The sequence below is a fragment of the Legionella rowbothamii genome, from assembly GCF_900639985.1.
Classification (GTDB): domain Bacteria; phylum Pseudomonadota; class Gammaproteobacteria; order Legionellales; family Legionellaceae; genus Legionella; species Legionella rowbothamii.
Genome location: NZ_CAAAIM010000007.1, coordinates 209,684 through 232,016, shown reverse-complemented (window position 1 = coordinate 232,016; position 22,333 = coordinate 209,684). Strand labels below are relative to the sequence as shown.

Genomic DNA, 22,333 nt, shown 5'->3' with positions numbered 1-22,333 from the left:
ATTCTTTGTTTTTCAGGTGGTAACATGAGTAAGCTCATTGATATTCCCGTAGTTGTTGAAAGCGGACATAAATACAAAACCTCTAATGGTATTACCGCAATTAAAGATGGAGTAAAATCCACAGGGCATGTCCATGAGCGCATGCCTAAACCAAAATGGTTACGTATCGTTAATCAAACCACTCCTGCATATAATCAGGTAAAAGAACAGGTGCAAAGGCATCGTTTGGCCACGGTTTGTGAAGAAGCTAAATGTCCTAATATCTCTGAATGCTGGTCGCATGGTACGGCAACCATTATGTTAATGGGGGCTGTGTGCACACGCGCCTGCCGTTTTTGCTCGGTTGATACCGGAAACCCCCATGGTTGGCTTGATGCTGAAGAGCCAGAAAATACAGCTAATACCGTCGTTTTAATGGACTTGGATTATGTCGTTTTAACTTCAGTAAACCGAGATGATTTAGTAGATGGTGGTGCAAATCATTATGCAAAAACAATTCAGGCGATTAAACGCCGTTCTCCTAAAACTAAAGTAGAGGCTTTAACCCCTGATTTTCAAGGTGTTGAACGTGATGTTGCAATATTGTTGGATAGTGGGGTAGATGTATTTGCGCAAAACGTAGAAACAGTCGAGCGTTTAACTCATCCTGTGCGTGACAATCGAGCAGGCTACTTGCAAACGTTAAATGTGTTGTCTTTTGCTAAACGCTATCGCCCTGATGTTTTGACTAAAACCAGTTTGATGCTGGGATTAGGAGAGACGGATGAAGAAATTATCCAAACGATGGATGATTTACGGGCTCATAATGTAGATATTTTGACTTTAGGACAATACTTGCAACCAACGAAGAATCACCTTCCTATTGAACGATATGTTACACCAGAAACCTTTGCTGAGTTAAGACAAATCGGCTTGCAAAAAGGCTTTTTTGAAGTGGCTTCAGGGCCATTAGTTCGCTCCAGTTATCGTGCGGACAGGGTATTTAAACGGGATAATTTAGGTTTAGAATTATAAAAACTTGAATCGTACTTTAATTTATTTGTATGATAAACCGCCGTCATTGCGAATGAAGTGAAGCAACCCAGCGCTCTATGCTTTGAACTCCTGGGTTGCTTCGTCACAATGACGGAGTTTACACATAATATGAATTATCCGGGTCTTTAATGCTCTTAATGTAATAAATAACCTACGCTAAAATAATTCCTCGTTTTTTCATTAATTTTTGTAAACAATAAGCCGCCAGATACATAAAGCTACTTAATACGATGGCGCTGACTCCTAAAGTAAGGTAATAATCCTTATAATAGGGCAAACTTTCCCCCGGTGAATTAATTGTTACCGGGATTGCCACCCAACCTGCCAGCCGGCCAGATATGGCATGAGCAAGGGAGCTGGCTAGATACCAAACCCCCATAGCAAAGGCGATGGATTTTTGATCGCAATACAAACCAATCATACTTAAACCAATAGCACTGACCCATAATTCGGCAATGGAAATTAAAATGTAGGTTAGGGCTATATAATTACCATTTACTATTCCATCTACTGCTCTATGCGCTGAAAATGTCATGACTAATAAGGCAAGTCCTGCAAGAAAAACACCGGCTGCAAATTGGTAGGGAATTGTAAATCGGGGGACCATCTTATAGAAACGGGGAAGTTGGCTCCCGATTGCCAAAATTAAAAGGGGATTTAATATTTGGTAATGAGCAGGTGAAACAGTGATGCCCCATAAATTATGGTCTGAATTATTTTGGGCAAAAAGAATGAGCGTGCTATTCATTTGGTTATAAATAACAAAAAATACGATAGCCTCAACAACCAGTAAAATAGCAATCATCTGTTTATCACGGGTGGGGCCACTAAGACGGATAGTCTTTTTCAAAAACCACAATATACCCATGCTACTACCTACCGCAATTAACGTGCTGGCGATATAAACATGCGAAAACGCATAGAGGGTTAGCAGGTATATAACTACAATATAGGCGATAAGGCGAAGTATTCCGGAGCGCGATAATTTACATAAATCTTTTCCCCAAACCACATTATCATAAATAAAATAGCGATTGGCGAAGTTTAACGCCGCAATGGATTTTCCTATAAAGGCAATGGTCAGAATAGAAAGAGGACCAAAACGGCTTTCTAGTAAAGCAGGTGCGATTAATGTAGCGAGTAGAGCTCCTACGTTAATAGCAATGTAATAATAAGTCATTGCAGATTTTGCCTTGATGGCATTATCTGCATAAATATGAGAAACCATACTGGAGGAGGTGCCCATTAATAATGAGTTTGTTGCTGGAATAAAAGCATAAGCGGCAATAAATAATTGATCGCCCAAGGTGTTTACCGTATAGCCACTAAGCATCATGAGCAAGTAAGCAAAGGCTAGCATTACGCTACCAAGAAGTATCGAGCGTCTTACCCCAACAACTGTATCTGCCATATACCCACCTAACATTGGCATTAAATAACCTGCGGCATGGGCAACCCCAATAAAGGCGTAAGCTTTGGCTTGGCTATAACCTAGTCCTTTAGACAGTAGAGGGCGAGTCAGAAATAGAATTAAAATGGTATTTAATGCATAAACAGAGAATTGGCTCCAGAAGGTAATAAAAACGATATTATTGGTTTGCTTCTGTCGCAGATCTAATTCAGGTAAGCAGTCTTTTACTTCTTGAGAAATCATTTCCCACCTCATCATTGATAATTAATCATGTACAGCAATAAGGTTACGTCATCCTTTGTAAGTGTTCATCTAATGAGGTCAACTGAACAGCCCAGCTGACATCGTCATTGCGAATGAAGTGAAGCAATCCAGAAAGAGTAATCATCATAAATGGATTGTTTCGTTAAGGCATGCAATGACAAAATGTACATACCTTGTGAACACGTACTAAATCCAGATTATCACTTCTTTGCGAGAACTACATCTATTATGTGGGTATCATGATAAGGAAAAGTGAATATTTTACTAAAAAGGCGTTTAAGTCGCTGCAGGAGAAAGTTTTTAGGCAACATACGAATGGATAAACTATTCAGAAACCAGGTTCCCTCAATGCCGAAAAGAGCCAGTTCATCAATATTATTCAATGTAATAGGAATTTCCAAGCGCTGATGATCAATAACTTGAAATTGGTGCTCTTTAAAGGCTAACATTAATTCATCATTATTCGCTGCCACAGTGGTATTTTTTACGATCGATTTATAATAATGGCCAACTACACTGCTTAAAATTGAATCTTGTGAGATAAACTCTGCTAATTGTTGTTGTGCTATAGGAAATGAATCATAGGTTGTGGTGATCATTGAAAAGTGACCATTTGCCCGGGCTAGCATTTTAGCTTCATTAAACAAAATATTAATGGGTATATAGGCATTAATAAAATGAGCTAAAATTAAATCCTGACTGTGTGCGGGCAAGAATTTACTTGCATGCGCGGCACTGCATTCAATGGTAACTAAAGGCAGTATTTCTTTGGCACGTCGCAACATTTCTGAAGAAACATCAATGCCGGTAAATTCTGCTAACGGCATGGCATGTTGTAGTTTTTTTAAAAATGCACCATCACCAACCCCTAGATCAAGAACTTTATAATGAGGTTTCATCCCCAGATAAAATTTCTGCATCTGTTCTATGGCTACTTGATGACTCTTGCTAATTGCTCCAAAGCGATTAGCAGTGGCATAATTCTCAGCGATTTCGTTATACATGGCCTTCAAGGACATGCAAAATTCCAAATTTAAAAATGATACTGGTAAGTATATCCCTAAATTAGGGCGTTTTGCGACTGCTGTATGATGAAAAATTATTGTTATTTTTCTTGTAATTATTTATGAGGGTGGTATAGAGTGTGCGGTTGCGGTTAAGTCCATTAATTTATGGTTAGGGTAAATTATGTCTAAGATATTAGTTACTGGAGCTACTGGCTTTGTGGGCAAACGTTTAGTACCAGCGCTTATTTCTGCTGGGCATAAAGTACGTTGCGCTGTATCCAAAAAAGTGGATTGGCTGAAGACCGAACAAGTTGTCGTTAATAAATTAGAAGATGATCCGGATTGGAGTGAAGCACTTGTCGATATTGATGTGGTAATTCATCTTGCGGCTCGGGTGCATGTAATGAAAGAAACATCTGCCTCAGCGAGGGATGACTATTGCAAAATTAATAGCATTGCCACAAGAAACCTTGCAAATCAGGCTGCTCAACACCATGTGAAACGGTTTGTTTTTTTGAGCTCTATTAAAGTAAATGGTGAGTTCACCTTAAAAAATACCCCCTTTACTGAGGAGAGTATTGCTCAACCTGACGATCCATATGGACAAAGCAAGTTGTATGCAGAACAATATTTGCAAGCCATTAGTCAAAATACTGGCTTAGAAGTTGTCATTATTAGACCCCCGCTTATTTATGGTCCTGAAGTTAAGGCCAATTTTTTGAAAATGTTACACTTGGTACGTAAAGGACTACCGTTGCCTTTTGGCCGAGTAAAAAATAGCCGTAGCTTAGTTTATATTGAGAATTTGGTTTCCGCTTTGTGTACGGTAGTCACTCATCCTAATGCTGCCAACCAAACCTACTTAGTGGCCGATGATGACTCACTATCACTAACCCAAATGATGAGCACTATAGGTAAAGAAATGGGCAAGGCCTCTAGATTACTGCCTGTTCCCGTGAGTTTAATGTCGTTTTCATTTGCTTTGTGCGGTAAGAAAAATATTAATAGGCGCTTGTTTGGCTCGTTAGAAGTAAGTAACAATAAAATAAAATCGCAATTGAATTGGGTTCCTCCAGTAACTGCTACTGAGGGGTTAAGAGAAACTGTGAAATGGTATCAATGTGAATTTGGCTCTTAGTATCTTTTTTTTAGCGTGTTCAATAATTTTAACGCAGTTATTCTGCCGTATGGCTCAGGATACTCGCTTAATGGACAAGCCTAATAACCGCTCCATGCATTCTAAACCTACGGTTAGAGGAGGGGGGATAATATTTATTGGGTTGTCTCTCATATCAATGCCGGTTCTTTGCTATTTAACCCACACTCCATTTCATGAGCAATTGATTTTTATGCTGAGCATTCTGATGATTGCGGCTTTGAGTTTTGGGGATGATTTATTTAATTTGCCAGTAAAGCCACGCTTTCTCGTTCAATGCGTTGCAGCTGCTCTTGTTGCATGGTTTATGAAACCAGTGCAATTGGATTTTGGCTTTTTTTCAATTTCCTACTCTTTCCTCATCATTCCTTTGATTTTCCTACTCGTTCTTTGGTCAATTAATCATTTTAATTTTATGGACGGTCTTGACGGTTTTTGTGCCTCTCAAGCTTTATTCTTGTGCGGTTCTTATGCTGTTTTGTTTGCATTGCATGGGGCTTCATTTTATCAAGGATTCTGTTTGGTTCTGGCTGCAGGGCTTGCTGGGTTTTTGATGTTTAATTTTCCACCTGCCAAGTTGTTTATGGGGGACGTTGGAAGTGCCACATTAGGTTTAATCAGTTTTTGTATTGCTCTTATTGGGCAGCAAAAATTTCAAATTCCAATTTTGTTTTGGTTTATGTTAAATAGCCTCTTTCTTTTTGATGCTACATTGACATTGATCCGTCGCATACTTCGCAAAGAAAAATGGTCAACGCCACATAGAAAACATGCTTATCAACGATTAAGACAGTCAGGTATTACTGTTCCGATCATATTGTTAGGGCAATTAGTTTTGAATACTTCTTTTTTTATTTTAGTTATTCTGCTTAATATGGACATCTTTATACCCTTTTATGTTATATTATTGCAGATAGGCCTTGTTGTACTTGTTTATTGTTTAATTGAAAAAATTTTTCCTATGTTTCGTTCTGAGTTTAGCTCTTGAATTTATTGAAAAATTCCAATTTTCCATTTATAAAGTAAGATGGATTAAAGCTTTCCTTAATACTTTGTTAATAATAAAGGTGTACAATAATACCCGTGAATTGAATATTGCTTTATTTTTAGTTATCTTGTAGTTGCAAAGAACAACCATGGATGTACTATGGAGAAGCGAGTGACTACTTTGTTAGGGAGATTTTGTTATGTTAATTTTGACTCGTCGCATAGGCGAAACACTAATTATCGGTGATGACGTTAATATTACTGTTTTAGGTGTAAAAGGTAACCAAGTTCGTTTGGGTATTAATGCGCCAAAAGATGTATCTGTACACCGCGAAGAAATTTATTTACGTATACAACAAGAAAAACAATCAGACGATTCTGAAACAACGGTATAAATCAATTTCCTCGCAGTCATCCAGTTCCGAGCACCTAAAAATGCTCGGGACGAACCTTATTTTTTCCTTCATTCCCTTCTTTGTAACGTAGTGTCTCCAGATGAAAGCAGATGCTTTATACCAAAATCGTCTTCGAGTATCAGTTGCCCCATAGAGTTAATTCCACAAGCTTTGCCGGCCAAAACCCCCTGTGCTTGAGTAATGTGAATGTACTTACCTGCCAAGTAATCGGATTGATTCCACTCCTCCATAAAGGCATTTAAGTCGGTTTGAATAAATTTATTTAGGTAACGTTCTAGATTTTTAATGAGCCCAGAAATTAATAGGTTACGGTCAAAATAGTGCTGGGTCATTTCATAGAGGGAGCACCAGGGTTTATCAGGAAGAGAGTGCTTTTCTGTGTCGGTGTTAACATTCAAGCCAATGCCAATAATAACTTGGGCGTTGCCATTCGATTCAGCCAAAATTTCAATTAAACTGCCACATAGCTTCTTATCAGCCCAATAAATATCATTAGGCCATTTAATTTTTACATCGGTTGCTAAGTGAAACTCATTTAAGGTATTTAATATGGCCAGGCTGGTGATTAGGCTTAAACCTGAAAGTTTGCTTAGATCATAATTCAGATTCCAACGACTCGAGCAATAAATATTTTCGCCAAAAGGGGAGTGCCATTGCCTTCCAAAACGCCCTCTACCTTGGGTCTGAACTTCCGCGCAACATAGCTCCAGTTGATTGCTAGGGGGTAAGTCTTTTAAAAAACGATTCGTAGAATCGACGGAAGTAAATAAATGCATTTTAAACGAGCTGTTAAGTTGTTTTGCTTGCAAATGCTCGCTAATGCGTTGCTCATTTAACAAAATGAGCGGATTCGGAAGTTGGTAGCCTTGTTGCGGTATACTCTTAATGGGAATGCCAAAGTCGATAAGTTGATTAATCTGCTTCCAAATAGCAGAGCGGGTAATACCTAGAGCTTTCCCTAGGGCCGAACCACTATGACACGCGCCGTCACCTAAAATAGACAATAAGGTGTTTTGTGCCGTAGTAAATTGCATCATACAATTAAAATCTTAGAGTGGGAGTATTGGGTTGTATCTGAATTATTCCATGTCTGATTTCTCTAATTGTGGGGTGATAGCATAGAGCTGCACTATAACCTATCTCAGGCATGAATGAACGTAATTGCCAAGTCATATTATTTAATGGGTCATCTACCAATTGCTGAGTGGGTATGGATGTGGGAACGTTAAAATCTTTGGTTGGGTATGCAAGCCCTAATCCGCAGGCTTTAATAAACGCTTCTTTTTGCGACCAGATATGGAAGAACACGGCCGGCTTTAATGAGCGGGGAACCTTACTAAATTCTGCAAACTCTTGATCGGAAAAGGAATTCCTTGCAATTCCTTCATAAGGACGGGCAGAATATTTTTCAACATCAATGCCCATGGGAAAGCCTTTTCCAACTGCGAGTAACGCTAAATCAGCAGTATGGCTAAGATTAAACTGTAATCGTGCAGCGTTGATTACCTTAGGTTTACCATGATAGTTATATGTGAATTCTAAGTGCTCAGGGCTGGTGTTCAAATACCGAGCTAAAATAATCCTTAATGTTACTCGTCCGGTAGAAAAACGCCGTTGATGTTTGCTGAAATAAAATCGGGCAGCACGGGCTTGCTCTTCTTCATTTAATATTTCTGCTGCATTAGGTAAGTCTTCGGCTAAAGAAAACTGCCAAAGGTCAATTCGGTTTTCATGTAATATGCAATTATCCGTATCTAAATCAGCAAACCCTGTAGTAATCATATTTTTGTCGAATCTGGCATCAATTAGTAATTATAGGTTATCATATACCATGATATTTTAATTTACCAAAGAGTATTGAATGAGCCGACAATTTTTGGACTTTGAACAACCAATTGAAGAGTTGAATCAGAAAATTGAAGCACTACGGATGGTAGGTAATGACAATGAGGTAAACCTTAGCGAAGAAATCGCTCGCCTTGAGGTTAAATGTTCTGAATTAACTGCACAAGTTTTTTCTGGCTTAGAGCCTTGGCAAATTGCCCAAATGGCTCGCCATCCTTTGCGCCCTCAAACCACTGATTATATTGAGCGTATTTTTACTGATTTCCAAGAGTTACATGGTGATCGTAGCCACTCTGCTGCTCCTGCGATTATTGGTGGGTTAGCCCGCTTAAATGGTGAGCCAGTGATGGTGCTTGGACATCAAAAAGGAAAACGTACTAAAGAAAAAGTGTACCGTAATTTTGGTATGGCGCGTCCGGAGGAATATAGAAAGGCATTGCGTTTAATGCATATGGCTGAAAAATTCAAATTACCGGTGATTACTTTTATCGATACTGCGGGGGCTTATCCTGGAATTGGTGCGGAAGAGCGTAACCAGTCCGAAGCAATCGCACGCAATTTATTTGTAATGTCACGATTAAAAACACCTATTATTTGTATCGTTACAGGTGAGGCTGGTTCTGGTGGTGCTTTAGCTATTGGGGTTGGTGATAAGGTATTAATGTTGCAATTCGGCATTTACTCAGTAATTTCTCCAGAGGGATGTGCATCTATTCTTTGGAAAGATGCAGCAAAAGCCCCTGATGCTGCTCGGGCAATGCGAATTACCGCAGATAAAATAAATGAAAATCTATTAGTTGATGGGGTAGTTCCTGAGCCTCTAGGCGGCGCTCATCGCAATGTAGATGAAATGTCTGCACGTTTAAAAGAAATATTGGTAACTGAATTGCAAGCACTAAAGAAAATGCCTGTAGATAAGCTTATTGAAAAAAGGTACCAAAAATTTATGGCTATGGGGGCTGTGAGTTAAGAAGTATGCAAATTTAAATAAAAATTTCGTCATTGCGAGTGCGATGACGAAATTCCCCAGCCCGATGTATAGTAACTTGGAAGATCAAGTGACAAAAATCCTGACGCAATAAGCAAACCCATATTTATTTAATGGTAGAGTAATGAATCGTAGTCCAACCCAATTATTAAATACCGATTGGTTCGCTCGCCTTAATCAATTTGAAAAATTAGTTATAGGCTTCAGTGGTGGGCTTGATTCAACGGTGCTGTTACACGCACTTGCTTCACATTCTTTTCTATACCCCAAATTACTCGCGGTGCATATTAATCATGGAATAAGTTCTAATGCCTTATCTTGGCAGCAGCATTGTGAACAATTTTGCGGTAATTTAGGTATTAACTTTATTTCCGAGACAGTTCAATTTGACCGAAGTGCAAATATTGAAGAAGGAGCGCGAGTTGCTCGATATGCGGTGTTTTCTGCTTTATTAACGGAAAAAGACTGCTTGGTTTTAGGTCATCACCAAGATGATCAGGCGGAAACGGTGCTTCTGCAATTATTACGTGGTGCTGGAGTTGATGGCTTGGCTGCAATGGCCGAACTAGGAGTTTTAGGTAAAGCTGCTATAGCCAGACCATTCCTAAATACTTCTCGTGTTCAGCTGGAGGAGTATGCAGAGTATCAGCAATTGTCTTGGATTGATGATGAAAGTAATCAGGACATTAGTTACTCGCGTAATTATTTACGCCAAAAAATCCTGCCTTTGCTCACAGACAAATGGCCAGGGGCCGGGGGAAATATTGCTCGCACAGCGCTGCATTGCCAGCAGGCCAAAAGTAATTTGGATGCTTTGGCCTTACAGGATTGTCCTGAACTATCTTCTGCAAGCGATTCCTTATGCATCACACCACTTCTCCAATTAGATTTTGCACGTAGTGTTAATGTACTCAGGACGTGGCTAAAGAAAAGGCAAATACAAGCTCCCTCGACTGCTTTATTACATCGAATGATTGATGAGCTCATTTTTGCCCGAATTGATGCAATACCACAAATTAATTGGGATGGGGTGGTGGTTCGTCGTTATCACCAGTATCTCTATTTAGATAAAAAAGACACACCATGTTTACCCAATTACAGCGAATGGGTGGAATTTCCTTCTCCACTAATGTTGGGAATCGATGGTTTTTGTGTGATCGCCGAGCCAGCTAAGCAGGGGCTAGTAGTGCCTCCAAAAGCTAAAATATCTATTCGCTTTCGACAAGGAGGGGAAACATTTTTCTTGCATGGCCAAACCAAACAATTGAAGAAGTTATTCCAGGAATGGAATGTACCGCCATGGCAGCGCGAGCGTACTCCCTTGCTTTACATCAATGATGAGCTTGCTGCAGTAGTTAATTATGCCATTAGCGATTCTTTTTTTAACCGTAATGTGCCTGTTGCCTGGTCTTTAAAAACACAGCAGACTTAAGATGGCCATTATGATTGACCCTTATACATCTGAATGATATATTTTTTATTGTGCGTAGAGCTGGTTGCGTCTTAGAGGCGTGAGGGCCAAACCAACCATAACTCACTCCAGAGCTCGAATGTCAATGGACCTGGTATTTAAAAACTCTGAGGCTTAATAAAATGAATGATTCATTGATTGCGGCAATTTTGTTACAAGCAGAAAATCCCTGGGCAAAACCTGAAGACTTACCCGATCTCAACACAAGTTTAAAAAGCAATTGCTACAGCAGCTATTTTGGTTACCTTAGTTACTTCAGTGGGACACTGAAGGGGGGATTAGAGGATAATTATAAAAATATAAGCCAATTTATTACCTTGAATACCCAAGAGGTAATTACCCATTTGGATACAGATGCCTTACTGCAATATGCTGAGACCTTACTCCTCGATGCGACGAGTAAAGTAGACAAAAAATTAGCATATAAAGCAGGTATTTGCTTGGCTTTAGTGGCTGTATATTCAGAAGATTTATCAAGAAAAAAAGCAGCTTATCTACAATTAGCAAAGCTATTTGGTGAAAAAGGTTTATTAGCTGATCCTCAATCATTAGAGTGTTGTAACCTATTTTTAGCTCCTCTTACTATAGATACAAAATTTAATCCAACTCGAGCAATTATTTGGTCTTGGGAACTAAGTGGGAAAAAGGCGGCCACTTTCGAGTCTGATCGACAAATACTAATAAAGACAGAGTTTGCAAATCAACCGATAAAAAAAGCATTATTTATGCTTGGATTGTCTGATCTTGATTTATTGAATAAGGATAAAATACAGGCAGCATGCGATCGATGTAATAAAAGATTACAAGAACTTAGTGATATATCTTTTGAGGAGGCCGCGGCTAATCCTTTATTAAAGTGCTTTAATGAGGCACAAAATTTACTTTTGCATTATCAGCGTTTTATTGGTTTTAATTACAAGGATAGACTGCAATCATTAGAAAACTTATTACTGCAAGTTAACAATTCCGAGATAGTCCATGAGGAGGCTTTCACAAATTTATATCAAGCAATCAACGAGTTTGACTTGGAGCTCAATGAAGTACTGGACATTGTTCAGATAGAACCACCCTACATTACAGAAGAAACCATCGTAGAGCATCTGGGCGGATATACGGGTGAGACCAAACAATATCAGGCTCAAAAACAGCTACACATATTGATTGGGAAGTTTTGGGAAGATATTTATGCGAAAGTATCTCCGATGCTTATTGTGATAAATGAATTGTTAGCAAACCGTGAGAATATATCAGTACGCGTCGGTCCTCTAATTGAGTTCGTTACGAAAGCAGAGAAGATTAGTGGGCTAATTGCCCAAATTAAAGAGCTACAACTTAAGAAATTTAGAGACATATCAATAGCGGATAACGTAGCTCAACAGTGGGATGAACTAGGTTTGGCTATGAAAAAAGTCAAAGAGCAAATTGATTATTATAAAGCCTGGGTACGAATTAATATTCGGGACCTTATTCATCTTAATGAATGCTTAGTTCTAAATGAAATGGAAGGTGCTAAGGAAACAGATGCTCTTCATCAAATTAGTGAGCAGAGGTCATTAAATGAGCATATTGGCGATAAGTTAGAGTGGTTGAGACAGTTAAAGGGCACTGCAAAAATCATTGTAGAGAGCGAATTAAAAAATCAGGCGTTTGGTGCTTCTACTACTGCTTATGAGTCTATAGATAGTATGAGACGAAATCTTGAAGCTCATAGATCTAGATTGTTGATTTTTAAACAACAAGGATCTGGTAAATTAAATGAGTTGCTTCAACAGGATATAAGTGCTCTTTTACAGCAATATAAAGAGGCAGACAAAAGATTAGAGCTGTGTTTTCAAGAAAGGAATAGTATGACTTTTTCTTGGGAAAAAAAGTGGAGTGAGTTTTTAAAGCAGCAGAAAATACTGGATAATACTTTTACCACACTGAATAAAAAAATTCCCTCGGACTATGATACTGCAGATTACATTACTCAAAGTACAGCCAAGTTTATTTTAAAGTTAAGACAACAAAAAATAGCTTTTGAGCAAAAAATAGCTGAGGTCAAAAAGAAAATTGAACAAGGTACTACAGATACATTCCATTATTTGCTCTTAAAAAAACGTATTGAACAAGTAGTAAAGTCGTTTGCAACCGGAGACAATGAGGACTTAGCTCAATTCTTACAAAAAATAGAGCAAATTAGTAGTGATGAAAATGGGCAGCGCTATGCTTCATTGGTACAGCTCATTAAAACAGAGCAGAATGAGCTAGGAACACCGCGTGAGTTTAATTGCTTTGGATGGTATTGTTCTTCTCGTACACATACTCCATTTACTCCTATTCTTCATCAGTCTGACAAGCTGGTATCGCTTATTGCCCACAGGGATTGTATTAATACTCCATTAAGTTTGGATACCATGAAATACCTGATTTTAAAAAATCAGCTTGTACAAGAATGCACACTTTACTTGGAGCATGGAACACATCATCAAGATCGCAAGGACTCAATTACACGCCTTACACAGAAGATTGCGGAATTAGATCTGCAGGATGGAAAGCAAGGAGATCGCTTCGAGGCTTTATATGCGAGTTTAAAAAATGAAGTAGCTGCAACAACAAGTTCTCATTTAAGAATAGGTTTTTTCCCAAGTTGGCATTTGTGTCGTTTGCAAAAGGTTTATGGTGCGATTATGCAAAATGCAGAGCACATTAGCTGTTTAGGCTCTGAAGTAATTGAGGCATCCACATTAAGTGTATAAACTTTTATTTCGAATTCCGCGATTTGACTCTGGAATTCGGTTTATGGAGTTTACTTAGCCTGGTTGCAAGCAACCAGGTTTTCTTTAAACGGCTACTAAATCAGATAGCAGGGGCTGTGAGTTTGAGTCTTAACATTCCGGCAAATTAACAGCCAAACCACCCATAGAAGTTTCTTTATAGATGCTTTGCATATCCATTCCAGTTTGTTTCATCGTTTTTATTACTTTATCCAGTGAGATATGATGTTGCCCATCTCCAATTAAAGCCATACGTGTCGCATTCACCGCTTTGACCGACCCCATGGCATTACGCTCAATACAAGGTATCTGCACCAAACCTAAAACTGGATCACAGGTCATGCCTAAATGATGCTCCATGGCAATTTCTGCCGCATTTTCAACTTGAGCCACACTACCACCTAACACAGCAGTAAGCCCTGCTGCTGCCATCGAAGAGGCAACACCTACCTCACCTTGACATCCAACTTCAGCCCCCGAAATAGAGGCTCCTTTCTTATACAGTATGCCAATGGCTGCTGCGGTAAGAAAATAAATATAGATATCCTCATTACTCATGCGATCATGCGCTTGTTGGCAATACTTTAACACGGCAGGAATAATACCTGCTGCTCCATTAGTTGGAGCGGTAACAATGCGTCCACCGGCAGCATTTTCTTCATTAACTGCCATAGCATATAAATTAAGTTGATTCATGATATCTGAATTTTCGAATACACTCTTAACCCCTTGTTGCTCCATTAATTTTTTGTAAAGTGCGGGGGCGCGTCTTTTTAAGTTGAGGCCGCCGGGCAAAATGCCTTCATGCTGACAACCATTCGCTATGCATTCATCCATTACTTTGGCAATGTCTAAAATTCCTTGATGAATTTCTTCTGTGTTACGCCAAGTCAGCTCATTTTGGAACATGAGTTCAGCAATGGTTAACTTATTGTCTTCACATAATTTTAATAATTCACTCGCTGTAGAAAAAGGGTAGGGAGGTGGATTTGCATCCTCAGTAGCTTTATGAAAATCTTCTTCGGTGGTAATAAACCCGCCACCAATTGAATAATATACTTGAGCAATCAATAAATTATCTTGAGCATCAAAAGCGGAAAAACGTAAGCCATTAGTATGCAGGGGTAAAAGCTCTTTTTGCAGAAATAGGAAATCAGTTTTCTCATTAAATGTAATGTTTTTTTGGCCTGCTAGATTCAGTGTATGAGAGGTAAGAATGTCATGCATACGAGGTACCATGGATTCAGGTACTACGGTTTCTGGGGATTTATTTTCTAAGCCATTTAAAATAGCTTTATCTGTGCCATGCCCTTTTCCGGTTAATGCGAGTGAGCCATAGAGTTCAATTTTAACTCGTTGAATAGTATTGATTAATTGCTTTTTTTCCAGCAAAACTAAAAACGCATTCGCAGCAAGCATAGGGCCTACCGTATGCGAGCTTGATGGGCCAATGCCAATAGAAAATAAATCAAATACACTAATGTTCATGAGTTTTCTATCTCTTGTTTTAAATAGACGCAAGTGTAGAAGGATATTACCTCTTTGTCTATTTCTAATTAAATTATATATTACTGGTAATTTAATGTGTTTTTAGGCAGAATAAACGAGGATTTTTTCAAGGTTTTATATCTTCTCAATTATTGAAAAAGATATGTACTATAAAGCAAAAGACTAAAAGGGGATTCTTTATGAAGATGAGATTGGTCACTGCAGCCGTTTTAGGGCTTGCAATGTCTACTGCAATGGCTGCTGATGCATTAGTTACAGATAAAGACAAATTGTCTTACAGTATTGGTGCTGATTTAGGGAAAAATTTTAAAAGTCAAGGCATCGATATCAATCCTGAAGCATTAGCAAAAGGAATGCAAGATGGAATGTCTGGCGGTCAATTGATTTTAACTGAACAGCAAATGAAAGATGTTTTAAACAAATTTCAAAAAGATTTAATGGCAAAGCGCAGCGCAGAATTTAACAAAAAAGCTGAAGAAAACAAATCTAAAGGCGAAGCGTTTTTAAGCACTAATAAAGCAAAAACCGGGGTAGTAGTATTACCAAGCGGCTTACAATATAAAATCCTTGAAGCAGGTACTGGTGCTAAGCCAGGAAAATCAGATACTGTAACTGTTGAGTACACCGGTACTTTAATTGACGGTACTGTATTTGATAGCACGCAAAAGACTGGCAAGCCAGCTACGTTCCAAGTATCACAAGTTATTCCAGGCTGGACTGAAGCATTACAATTAATGCCTGCTGGTTCTACTTGGGAAATTTTTGTTCCTGCGGATCTAGCTTACGGCCCACGTAGTGTTGGTGGTCCTATTGGTCCTAACGAGACTTTGATTTTCAAAATTCATTTGATCTCTGTTAAAAAAGCAGCTGCTTAATATCTTTGTCCACCCTGGACTTTCTGTCCAGGGTGAGTTTCCACTCCTTATTTATGCTTCAAGTGATTTGAATAATGAACAAGCGTCTGTTGATCATTTTCATTCTAGGTTTTTCTTCTGGTTTGCCGATGGCATTAATCAGCAGTACTTTGCAAGCCTGGTATGCATCCAATGGAATGTCTGTGTTTGTCACCGGAACTTTAAGCTTAATTAGTTTGCCCTATGCATATCGTATTTTTTGGGGCCCGATTTTAGACCGTTATTCCTTGTTTTCTATTGGTAAACGACGAAGCTGGATTCTAACCATGCAATGTTTGTTGCTGGTGGGATTTAATTTGATGGCTTGGTACACTCCAGAGCAGTATCCAAAGCTGTTGGCCATTTTAGCTTTTATTCTCGCGTGTTTTTCCGCAACACAAGATGTTGCTATTGATGCCCATCGAGCGGAGTATCTTCCCGTGCCTGAGCATGCTTTAGGGGCGTCTTTAGCGGTGTTTGGTTATAGGCTGGCTTTATTAATTTCAGGCGGTTTTGCTTTAGTCATGGCGCAAAAATTAGGTTGGGCTTTTACTTATCGCTTTATGGGACTGTTGATGAGTGTCGGCATGTTGGCTGTGCTATTCAGTAAGGAGCCAAGTACTACACCGAAAGAGAAAGTTCCTTTTGTACAATCGTTTATTGATCCAGTTAAAGAATTACTAGCGCGCCCCGGCATCATTTACCTTTTATGTTTTGTATTTTGCTATAAGTTGGGCGAGGCGTTTACCACCACGACTAGTGGTATTGTTATGCCGTTTTTGATTCAAGGCTTAGGATTTTCTTTAGATACCATTGGTTATATTAATAAGATGCTTGGGGTTGGGTCCATTTTATTAGGCGGCTTACTTGCAGGCCTTATATTAACACGTTGCTCTTTGTATCGTTCTTTGTTTGCTTTTGGTTTATTGCAAGCATTGACGAATATTTTGTTTGTGGCTTTAGCAATGGTTGGTAAAAACGTAGTTTTATTATCAGTAGCTGTCTTTTTTGATAATTTTGCCGCAGGCATGGGATCTACAGCCTTAGTCGCTTTATTTATGCGATTAGTAAATAAACAATATACGGGAACACAGTTTTCTATGCTGGTAGCCTTATCAACAATCCCCCGAATTATTTCAGGACCAGTAGCCGCGTCCATTCAAATGGCCATAGGTTGGGTAGGGCTTTATCAGCTTTCTATTACATTTGCCTTAGCATTCATTCCGTTTCTCGTGTTGATTAAAAGTCAAACCGAAGAACCACAAAAACAAGAAGAAAGCCTCCTCGAATTACACCCTGCACCTTAAACTTTGATGAATGTACCAGTACTTTTAAAAAAATTAATAAGACTTTAATTGAGTGTGAAAATAAAACCACCAATGTATTAAATATTTGCCATTTTGTTCTTAATTTGCATATAACACCTTGATAATACAGCAATTTATAAAAAAAATATCCGCATAGTTCCTTGCATACTCATAATTCGTAAACCATATTAAATCCAGGCGTTATTTATTTTGGATAATTTTATAAAACCAGGGTTAGCCGAAAATCTGGATGCAGTTGGTCGCTATACGCGTTTTGTACCTTATTCAGTGAGCTTGTATTACCCACAATTAAGGACGGTAATTATGAAGCAGAAAAAGATTTCGCATATCGTAATGATGGGAGACAGTTTAAGTGATAGGGGAACTGCAGATAACGCTGAAATATTAGGGTGTATTCCTATGAGATGGTTTGCTGGTTTGGTAGGAACTTCTCCAAAGGGTAGATTTACAAATGGCTATGTTTGGGCTGATGTAATTAGTTCTTTTTTTGCTAATGATTTTATAATTAAAGAACTTAAAGCGAAATATGGCTACAGCAATGATGATATTGGGGATGCAATAATCGCTAAAGAAAAAGGGGTGATAGATAATCTTCGTTATGATTACAATCTGGATAACGATCTTTATGTAACATTTGAAGGGCGGGATTTTATTCGCTCCTATGATGAAGGTGGTTTAAGCGCTTATGATTACGCCTGGAAACCAAGCAGTAGTATTACTCGTTTTTTTAGCCGTATTATTTTATCTACCCTAGAAAAAAAGCGTGAAAAGTTATTAGCCTATGACGAAGAAAACCAGGTAACAGATCGACAGAAAGAGCAAACTTTAGTTATTGAATGGTCTGGAGCGAATGATTTAATCACAGTGAATGCAGAACCTTCAATTGCTGAAGTAGATAGAGCAATTAAAGAGCGTGTTAAAAATGTTGAAATTCTTTTGCAAAAGGGATATCGCAACTTTGTATTATTTAACTTACCCGACCTCTCATTAACCCCACGTTTTCAAAATAAAACGGGTGATTCAGGCGAAAAGGATCGTGCTAATGCCCATAAATGTGTTGATTATTTTAATCAGGAACTAGCTAAAGCTTGTGAAAAATTTAAGACCATGTTCCCTCATTGTTATTTTGATGTTTTTGATATCAATAGCTTTTTTGTTCAGGCCTACAATAGTCCAGAAGATTATGGCTTTGATCCCAATAAATTAAAACAACCTTTTACCACATCACCAGATTTTAAAATATTGCCTAATGGAACAGCCCCAGCAAAAGACTATACATTTTGGGATGACATTCATCCAACTTCGGATGTGCATGCTATGTTAGGAAATGAATTTTATAAAAAATATAATCCTGAATTTGCATTTAGTGAACCAGAAGACAAGAAGGCTAAAGAGCTAACGATGGATATTTCCTCTGCTCAATTACATAAGGCTTTTTGTACTCGTTATGCAGATAAATTAGCAAAATCGAACTCAGGCTTTTTTGGACATAAAAAAGCAAGCCTTCCATATCAAACGGCAACACTTGATGAGATTTTGCAACATGCCTTTACGAAGAATGGGAGTGATATTCGCGAAGTGCTTTCTGAATTGCATTGGATTAATAAGTCCGGGGAAGTATGTTTAAAGATTCCTGCGCTAGAAAAAGCAATGGCTAAACTCCATGCTCCAGAGGTTGATGCCGTTACGGTGAAGATCTAAAAAAATCGTAGTCTGCATTAGACGAAGTCGTAAAATAGGAGCTTATGGCACTCACACCCGTATTAAGACTTGTCTAATACGGGCTTCAGGTCTGGGATTCCACTTCAAGTTACATTCAGTGTATAATGGCGCCAATTTATTTTCAGGTTGCACCATGAATAAGCAGGACTTCTACTTTGATTTACCACAAGAGCTTATTGCTCAATATCCCTTAGCTAATCGGAGTGATTCTCGGCTATTAACGTATAATCGCCAAAGTGGTGAGTACGGTCATCATCAATTTAAAGCAATCGCTGATTTTCTTAAGCCGGGTGATCTTTTAGTAATGAATAACTCTAAAGTTATTCCTGCACGTCTTTATGGACAGAAGGCGACGGGTGGTAAAGTAGAGTTACTGGTAGAACGGATTACCGGCGAATTTACTTTTCTTGCCCATATTAAAGCCAGTAAAGCATTAAAGCCTGGTGCTGTAATTTATTTAGATCAAGAACGACAGCTTGAAGTAATTGATCGAAATGATGACTTATTTGTTTGTAAAGCAAATATGGATGTGTTGGCACTATTGCATGGAGTAGGGCACATCCCTTTACCGCCATACATTACGCGAAGTGATGAAGTTTTAGATGAAGATCGTTATCAAACTGTATATGCACAATTTGAGGGATCGGTGGCAGCACCAACAGCAGGATTGCATTTTGATGATGCCGTTTTAGGCAGCTTACAGGCTCGTGGTGTACAGGTCGCTTATGTTACCTTACACGTAGGTGCCGGTACTTTTAGGCCCGTGCGTTGTGATGATATTAAAGAGCATAAAATGCATAGCGAGCATTTTACAATTACTCCAGAACTTTGCGCCGCGGTGGAGGCAACTAAAGCTGCAGGCAATCGCGTGATTGCAGTTGGCACTACGGCATTGCGTAGTTTGGAAAGTGCAGCACAAAATGGGACGCTAGCCCCGTGCAGTAGAGATACCGATATTTTCATATATCCAGGATATGAATTTAAAGTGTGCGATGGCTTGATGACAAACTTCCACTTGCCTGAATCTACTTTATTAATGCTAGTTTCCGCCTTTATCGGTCATAAAGAAGCAATGGCACTTTATCAGGAAGCAATTGCTAAAGGTTATCGATTTTTTAGTTATGGTGATACCAGTTTATTGCTCTAAAGGGAGATAGTGAATGTTGGCAACAACGCAAAATTACATACCAGTAGGGACTTCAGAAGCAGGATTATGTTTAACTGCGGAGAATTGGCACGAAGCAAAAGTAAGTACCTTATCATTCTCTTTAGAGTTTTTACTCTATAAGCCTGGTATTCCATTGCTAAAGAAAATATCTTCTTTGCCTAAATATTTGGGTTGGTCTGGTGCAATTATCTTAAATGCCAGCTCACTTAAAGCAAATCGAGAAGGAATTTATCTTCTGAAATCTCCTTTTGATGGTTCCAAAATAAAAGTCACCGCAGTGGAGTTGCTGGAACTCATCCAGCATTTAAATCCTGATGCTGTAATTTTACCTAAAAAAATTCTCCAGGATTGTCCGCAAATTTGGATGATGTTGAATGAGTCTATTATGCCATTTTTCAATGCGGAAGAATTGAGTCAACACCATCTAACTCAAGAATATGGTGTCTATTTCAATGATGCTAATGATTCTATATTAGCACAATGGGCCCATGTACCACGTTATGTGATAGGTGATTTTAACGCAGAATCAATACTACATTTGCGCACACAAGGTGTTGAGTTTATTGAAACAGATGAGCCAGTCAAAGCAGCCTTTCAAGGCAAGGTTTATAGCCAGCAAGGTGAGATTGATCTAACTAATAAAGCTGCAGAAATGCAATTTGAGATAATTGATGCATCCTGTACGTGCCCGGTTTGTACTCAACACTTTACCAAGGCTTATTTTCATCATTTAATAGAACATACTCCTTTGCTGTGCCAGCGATTTTTAATCCAACATAATGTGTTTTGGATGGCGAATTAATAAAAACCAATTAAGCTTATAGATGTGTCAACAATAAAGGAATGTCGATGATAAATGTTAACATCTTAGGCTTTGAGGACTTAACGCTCACTGACGTTATCTTTGATTATAACGGGACCTTGGCTGTTGATGGTATTTTAATCAAAGGTGTTGCAGAGCAGCTTATTACTTTATCCGAAAAAATTAATATTCACGTGGTGACCGGTGACAGTTTAGGAACAGCGAAAAACGAGCTAAAAGATATACCTTGTACAGTATTCATCACTTCGCAATTAGAGCAAGGTTTAGCGAAAAAAGAGTACCTAAAAAAATTAAATCCAAGAACTACTATTTCTATAGGCAATGGCAGAAATGATCAACAGCTCATGAAGGAAACGGTGGTAGGGGTCATTATATTGGGGCCGGAAGGGGCTGCAAAAGAGGCCCTTGTGGCTGCCGATATTGTAGTAACGAATATTTTCGATGCGATTAATTTATTGCTTTACCCGGGACACTTGCTATCCACATTACGATCTTGAGGAACGTTCAGCGTAGAAAAATTTCTACGCTGAGAATATTGGAACTATTATTATATTTTGAGTCCTTCACCCTGCTCCATTAGAGCTTGTGCTGGTAGATCTTGTCGAGGTTGACGGAACAGATTGGGGGCTGTGACTAGCACCTCATCCCTATGTGAATCATCTAGGGAGGATGGTTTTACATTGAGCCCTGTTGCCATTTTGTTATAAGAGGGCAAGCTCTCTAGGCTTTTGCTTCGTGTCAAATGCATGTCAATTGGTAGTACTGATTCATCTGAATGAGTAACACTTTCAGTACTTGCTCGGAGTGGCGTCTGAACTTCGTCCTTCTTTTGCGAATCAGACGGAGATTGAGGAGATTCAAAAAGGTCTTCCTCATCTGAACTATGCTCAGAGTCATGGGAGTGTTGAGAATGCCCAGAGCGATGAGAATGCTCAGAGCGATGGGAATGAGAAGAGGATGACAAGTTCTTTTCTTCTTCTGATTCTTCATCATCATCTAAAGAGGCTGTACTTGAGCCAGAATCATTACCTTTGCTAGAAGGCTTGGAACTAAACGCATTAACTACGTTCTTAGCAGTTGCTCCTGCTACTCCACCAACAAATAAGAACGGAGACCAAAGAATTGCGCCTAAAGTACTGATTAATCCGTTGTTAGTAAAGCGTGATTTTAATAGGTCTAATGGACCATGGTCGCTGCTATAACATTCTCTAGCACCAGAAAACATATAGGCAACACCAATAGAACCATAAACGATTAGAGCACTAAGGCTTAGAGTTGATAAGCCTAAGAATGCGGTACTGCTCGTAGCAACAAGCATTGGCGCAGTCATATATTCAAAGTATCCAAGTATGAAAAGAAATGGGGAACCAAGCAAAAGACCCGCAAACATTAAAAAAACACCAGTGTCAGCTTGATGACTATGATGCCCATGATGATGGCCGTGATACCTGTTATTACTGTGAACGTGAACGCGGGGCATATTCTCTCCTTATGTATATTAATTATTTTAACCGGGCGCCATTATATTCAATACCTAATCATTTTTCATTATAA

The 22,333-nt window shown here is 38.8% G+C and carries 19 protein-coding genes; 13 read left to right on the top strand and 6 right to left on the bottom strand.

Features of this window, described 5'->3' with window-relative positions:
- Positions 1–24: 24 nt before the first annotated feature.
- Positions 25–1,014 (top strand): lipoyl synthase, encoded by a 990-nt coding sequence (lipA, locus tag E1P08_RS12855; RefSeq protein ID WP_133137410.1) that lies wholly within the window; start codon positions 25–27, stop codon positions 1,012–1,014.
- 172 nt (positions 1,015–1,186) lie between these two features.
- Here lipA and E1P08_RS12850 read toward each other — a convergent pair whose 3' ends face one another.
- Both E1P08_RS12850 and E1P08_RS12845 read right to left on the bottom strand, forming a co-directional pair.
- Entirely contained in the window at positions 1,187–2,689 is a 1,503-nt protein-coding gene (locus E1P08_RS12850) for a peptide MFS transporter (RefSeq protein WP_133137409.1), read from the bottom strand.
- 221 nt (positions 2,690–2,910) lie between these two features.
- The gene (locus tag E1P08_RS12845; RefSeq protein WP_133137408.1) at positions 2,911–3,729 is read right to left on the bottom strand and encodes a class I SAM-dependent methyltransferase; all 819 of its coding nucleotides are present in this window, start codon (positions 3,727–3,729) and stop codon (positions 2,911–2,913) included.
- Positions 3,730–3,898: 169 nt separating this feature from the next.
- Here E1P08_RS12845 and E1P08_RS12840 point away from each other — a divergent pair, with 169 nt between their 5' ends.
- From E1P08_RS12840 to csrA, 3 genes are all read left to right on the top strand, one after another.
- Complete coding sequence (locus E1P08_RS12840) at positions 3,899–4,855, top strand: UDP-glucose 4-epimerase family protein (RefSeq protein ID WP_133137407.1); 957 nt, start codon at positions 3,899–3,901, stop codon at positions 4,853–4,855.
- The gene (locus E1P08_RS12835) at positions 4,839–5,861 is read left to right on the top strand and encodes an MraY family glycosyltransferase (RefSeq protein ID WP_133137406.1); all 1,023 of its coding nucleotides are present in this window, start codon (positions 4,839–4,841) and stop codon (positions 5,859–5,861) included. Before E1P08_RS12840 ends, E1P08_RS12835 begins: the two co-directional genes overlap by 17 nt.
- A gap of 199 nt (positions 5,862–6,060) precedes the next feature.
- Positions 6,061–6,255, top strand: a complete 195-nt coding sequence (csrA, locus tag E1P08_RS12830; protein ID WP_006869248.1) for a carbon storage regulator CsrA — start codon at positions 6,061–6,063, stop codon at positions 6,253–6,255.
- 68 nt (positions 6,256–6,323) lie between these two features.
- On the opposite strand, the gene E1P08_RS12825 is transcribed toward csrA, so the two are convergent.
- Together E1P08_RS12825 and E1P08_RS12820 are read right to left on the bottom strand one after the other, a co-directional pair.
- A complete protein-coding gene (locus E1P08_RS12825) occupies positions 6,324–7,313 on the bottom strand; it encodes a biotin--[acetyl-CoA-carboxylase] ligase (RefSeq protein WP_207387369.1) in 990 nt (329 codons plus the stop codon).
- A 4-nt stretch (positions 7,314–7,317) separates the two neighbouring features.
- Complete coding sequence (locus E1P08_RS12820) at positions 7,318–8,058, bottom strand: 4'-phosphopantetheinyl transferase family protein (RefSeq protein WP_133137405.1); 741 nt, start codon at positions 8,056–8,058, stop codon at positions 7,318–7,320.
- 79 nt (positions 8,059–8,137) lie between these two features.
- Between E1P08_RS12820 and E1P08_RS12815 the strand changes: the two genes are divergently transcribed.
- From E1P08_RS12815 to E1P08_RS12805, 3 genes are all read left to right on the top strand, one after another.
- Positions 8,138–9,091, top strand: coding sequence for an acetyl-CoA carboxylase carboxyltransferase subunit alpha (locus E1P08_RS12815; protein WP_133137404.1), 954 nt, complete (start codon positions 8,138–8,140; stop codon positions 9,089–9,091).
- Positions 9,092–9,233: 142 nt separating this feature from the next.
- Positions 9,234–10,541, top strand: coding sequence for a tRNA lysidine(34) synthetase TilS (tilS, locus tag E1P08_RS12810; RefSeq protein WP_133137403.1), 1,308 nt, complete (start codon positions 9,234–9,236; stop codon positions 10,539–10,541).
- A gap of 161 nt (positions 10,542–10,702) precedes the next feature.
- On the top strand, positions 10,703–13,318 hold the full coding sequence (locus tag E1P08_RS12805; protein ID WP_133137402.1) for a hypothetical protein: 2,616 nt from the start codon (positions 10,703–10,705) through the stop codon (positions 13,316–13,318).
- A 129-nt stretch (positions 13,319–13,447) separates the two neighbouring features.
- Here the strand turns inward: E1P08_RS12805 and E1P08_RS12800 are convergent, their stop codons facing one another.
- Positions 13,448–14,824: an L-serine ammonia-lyase gene (locus E1P08_RS12800; RefSeq protein ID WP_133137401.1), complete on the bottom strand. Its 1,377-nt coding sequence runs from the start codon at positions 14,822–14,824 to the stop codon at positions 13,448–13,450.
- A gap of 200 nt (positions 14,825–15,024) precedes the next feature.
- Between E1P08_RS12800 and bamJ the strand changes: the two genes are divergently transcribed.
- From bamJ to E1P08_RS12770, 6 genes are all read left to right on the top strand, one after another.
- Positions 15,025–15,720, top strand: coding sequence for a BamJ family beta-barrel-assembly machinery protein (bamJ, locus tag E1P08_RS12795; RefSeq protein WP_133137400.1), 696 nt, complete (start codon positions 15,025–15,027; stop codon positions 15,718–15,720).
- Positions 15,721–15,794: 74 nt separating this feature from the next.
- Positions 15,795–17,045, top strand: a complete 1,251-nt coding sequence (locus E1P08_RS12790) for an AmpG family muropeptide MFS transporter (RefSeq protein ID WP_133137399.1) — start codon at positions 15,795–15,797, stop codon at positions 17,043–17,045.
- A gap of 210 nt (positions 17,046–17,255) precedes the next feature.
- The gene (locus tag E1P08_RS12785; RefSeq protein WP_242602456.1) at positions 17,256–18,767 is read left to right on the top strand and encodes an SGNH/GDSL hydrolase family protein; all 1,512 of its coding nucleotides are present in this window, start codon (positions 17,256–17,258) and stop codon (positions 18,765–18,767) included.
- 154 nt (positions 18,768–18,921) lie between these two features.
- The gene (queA, locus tag E1P08_RS12780; protein WP_133137398.1) at positions 18,922–19,935 is read left to right on the top strand and encodes a tRNA preQ1(34) S-adenosylmethionine ribosyltransferase-isomerase QueA; all 1,014 of its coding nucleotides are present in this window, start codon (positions 18,922–18,924) and stop codon (positions 19,933–19,935) included.
- A gap of 13 nt (positions 19,936–19,948) precedes the next feature.
- The gene (locus E1P08_RS12775) at positions 19,949–20,758 is read left to right on the top strand and encodes a tRNA-guanine transglycosylase (protein WP_133137397.1); all 810 of its coding nucleotides are present in this window, start codon (positions 19,949–19,951) and stop codon (positions 20,756–20,758) included.
- 47 nt (positions 20,759–20,805) lie between these two features.
- Positions 20,806–21,276: an HAD family hydrolase gene (locus tag E1P08_RS12770; RefSeq protein WP_133137396.1), complete on the top strand. Its 471-nt coding sequence runs from the start codon at positions 20,806–20,808 to the stop codon at positions 21,274–21,276.
- 50 nt (positions 21,277–21,326) lie between these two features.
- Here the strand turns inward: E1P08_RS12770 and E1P08_RS12765 are convergent, their stop codons facing one another.
- Positions 21,327–22,259, bottom strand: coding sequence for a hypothetical protein (locus E1P08_RS12765; RefSeq protein ID WP_133137395.1), 933 nt, complete (start codon positions 22,257–22,259; stop codon positions 21,327–21,329).
- Between the last annotated feature and the right edge of the window lie 74 nt (positions 22,260–22,333).

Bases quoted from the DNA above. Each gene is read 5' to 3' on its own strand.
- E1P08_RS12825 (WP_207387369.1), bottom strand. From the start codon at position 7,313: ATGATGCAATTTACTACGGCACAAAACACCTTATTGTCTATTTTAGGT.
- queA (WP_133137398.1), top strand. From the start codon at position 18,922: ATGAATAAGCAGGACTTCTACTTTGATTTACCACAAGAGCTTATTGCT.
- E1P08_RS12765 (WP_133137395.1), bottom strand. From the start codon at position 22,259: ATGCCCCGCGTTCACGTTCACAGTAATAACAGGTATCACGGCCATCAT.
- E1P08_RS12820 (WP_133137405.1), bottom strand. From the start codon at position 8,058: ATGATTACTACAGGGTTTGCTGATTTAGATACGGATAATTGCATATTA.
- E1P08_RS12845 (WP_133137408.1), bottom strand. From the start codon at position 3,729: ATGTCCTTGAAGGCCATGTATAACGAAATCGCTGAGAATTATGCCACT.
- E1P08_RS12840 (WP_133137407.1), top strand. From the start codon at position 3,899: ATGTCTAAGATATTAGTTACTGGAGCTACTGGCTTTGTGGGCAAACGT.
- csrA (WP_006869248.1), top strand. From the start codon at position 6,061: ATGTTAATTTTGACTCGTCGCATAGGCGAAACACTAATTATCGGTGAT.
- bamJ (WP_133137400.1), top strand. From the start codon at position 15,025: ATGAAGATGAGATTGGTCACTGCAGCCGTTTTAGGGCTTGCAATGTCT.
- E1P08_RS12770 (WP_133137396.1), top strand. From the start codon at position 20,806: ATGATAAATGTTAACATCTTAGGCTTTGAGGACTTAACGCTCACTGAC.
- E1P08_RS12775 (WP_133137397.1), top strand. From the start codon at position 19,949: ATGTTGGCAACAACGCAAAATTACATACCAGTAGGGACTTCAGAAGCA.
- E1P08_RS12790 (WP_133137399.1), top strand. From the start codon at position 15,795: ATGAACAAGCGTCTGTTGATCATTTTCATTCTAGGTTTTTCTTCTGGT.
- tilS (WP_133137403.1), top strand. From the start codon at position 9,234: ATGAATCGTAGTCCAACCCAATTATTAAATACCGATTGGTTCGCTCGC.
- E1P08_RS12850 (WP_133137409.1), bottom strand. From the start codon at position 2,689: ATGATTTCTCAAGAAGTAAAAGACTGCTTACCTGAATTAGATCTGCGA.
- lipA (WP_133137410.1), top strand. From the start codon at position 25: ATGAGTAAGCTCATTGATATTCCCGTAGTTGTTGAAAGCGGACATAAA.
- E1P08_RS12800 (WP_133137401.1), bottom strand. From the start codon at position 14,824: ATGAACATTAGTGTATTTGATTTATTTTCTATTGGCATTGGCCCATCA.
- E1P08_RS12815 (WP_133137404.1), top strand. From the start codon at position 8,138: ATGAGCCGACAATTTTTGGACTTTGAACAACCAATTGAAGAGTTGAAT.
- E1P08_RS12805 (WP_133137402.1), top strand. From the start codon at position 10,703: ATGAATGATTCATTGATTGCGGCAATTTTGTTACAAGCAGAAAATCCC.